General features: G+C 36.8%; 2 protein-coding genes. Both read left to right on the plus strand.

The window, feature by feature from the left end:
* The first annotated feature begins 72 nt into the window (after positions 1 to 72).
* Positions 73 to 1,356: an ATP-binding protein gene (locus AC1DRF_RS24640; protein ID WP_043982065.1), complete on the plus strand. Its 1,284-nt coding sequence runs from the start codon at positions 73 to 75 to the stop codon at positions 1,354 to 1,356.
* A gap of 104 nt (positions 1,357 to 1,460) precedes the next feature.
* A complete protein-coding gene (locus tag AC1DRF_RS24645; protein WP_013082877.1) occupies positions 1,461 to 1,829 on the plus strand; it encodes a hypothetical protein in 369 nt (122 codons plus the stop codon).
* Positions 1,830 to 2,079: the final 250 nt, after the last annotated feature.

Consider the following 2,079-nt stretch of genomic DNA (forward strand, 5'->3'; position numbering starts at 1 on the left):
GAAGAATATTCAGAACTTAATTGATGAGACATAGAGAGTATTCACTTAAAAAACAAAGGCTGGTGGGAAATATTGATAAAAAATAGGGAGGGTGTACGAAAAGCAGCGGCGGTAGCGGGTCTTCTGCTTGTAGGGGTGTACATCGTCTTTCAAACAATGGCATTTTTTAAAGGAGCATATGCTCTTAGCAGTTTGATAAAAGATAGTTTACTAGTGGGCGTAACGGCTGGAACGTTTTATTTACTTCATAAGCGTTCGGTTCATACCCAGGTGTCTGATGAACAGTATCAGCTTGCTACATTAATAAATTCAATGCCAGATTTTATTTGTTTCAAAGATGGGGCTGGCAAATGGGTGGCGGTGAATGATTTTGGAAGAGAACTTTATCATTTAAAGGGTATTGATTACAGGGGTAAAACCGATGCAGAACTTGGGGAGCTTGTCCCTTTCTTTCAAGCTGCTTTCTTACACTGTATTTCATCGGATGAAGAAGCTTGGAGGAAAAAGGAAAAGGTACGTACGGAAGAAGCGTTTGAAATACCAAACGGCGAGGTCAAAACATTTGATGTTATTAAAGTACCTGTGTTTTTTGATGATGGCTCAAGAAAAGCTCTTATCACAATTGGACGAGATATCACTCAGCAAAAGCTTGCAGAAGCGCTTCTGATAAAAAAGGAAAAGCTTTCTGTAGTAGGCGAATTAGCTGCTGGAATTGCTCATGAAATTAGAAATCCGCTTACGAGTATTAAAGGGTTTGTTCAGCTCATGAAAGAAACAGACCGATCCGCAATAGGGTATGCTAACATCATGCTTGATGAGCTGGAACGAATTAATGGTATTGTCAGTGAAATGCTCCTTTTGTCAAAACCTGAAAGTGAACATTTTCGCGTGTTTTCTCTTACAGAAGCGGTTAAGTATGTAATGAGTTTAACTTCCCATGAAGCTTTATTGAAAAACATTGACTTCTTATACGATGAACAAACAAATAACGCTAGTGTGTATGGAAATAAAAATCACCTTATTCAAGTATTACTTAATGTTTTTAAAAACGCAATTGAAGCCATGGATAGGCCTGGAAATATTTACATTACAATCAAAACAGCGCAGGATAACCATATTTTTATAGAAGTTAGAGATGAAGGAGTAGGAATTTCTAAAGACCGTCTAGAACATATAGGAGAACCGTTTTTTACTTTAAAAGAAAAAGGAATGGGGCTTGGATTAACAATCAGCTCCAAAATTATTCATGATCATCACGGTACCCTGCAGATTGAGAGTGAACAGAACAAAGGGACGATTGTTAAAATCCGACTGCCTCTGTATGTCGAAGATACGGCGGTTTTTGCAAGCAAATGAAATGTTGTAAACGAAAAGTAATGAAAACGTCATCCATTTCTTATTGCTAAACGCAGCCGTACATGATGTAATAAAAGAAACGAACATGTCAGGAAGGTAGCAAAATGAGACGTGCAGATCAAAAAATTATATTACCGTATACACCGGAAAATTTAAGAATGCTATTGCTTCAAGTATGTGACGGAGAAAATCCGTTTTCCCATCAGGACCTTACGTATTGGTGTGATAAATATACTCTCCATTATTATGAGTATGAAGCGGATGAAACGCAGTGGATGAATGATATGCAGCAGACAGATAATAGACAAGATCTAGCTAAATCCTATGCCATTGCTAAAGATATTGGCTGGCAGTGGTACTTTTATATGGCTAGAGGGACGACGCTATCTGATATTCAATATGTCGAGCTTCACGAACTAGAATTGCCCAGACATTTGTTTGTAAAATGGCTAAATGAATTATATGAAATGTAATCCTATATATGAATTGTAGTACATCCGGTGTAATGAAAGAAAAACCATCTCTGGTAACTGGGCAAAAGGCCACTGAAGTACATACAAGCGTAAAATAGAAAGCTAAGGAAAATCCTTAGCTTTTTTGTTTTGTCAAAATTATTCAAAAAAAMTGTCTTCAGGAAAAAACATAAAACCTAGTTGACTTATTGGTATTGTTATATTATAAGTAATAGAGACATGATTTATGGAAAAAATTACAGGGGGAACA

The organism is Priestia sp. P5_B4, assembly GCF_056400385.1.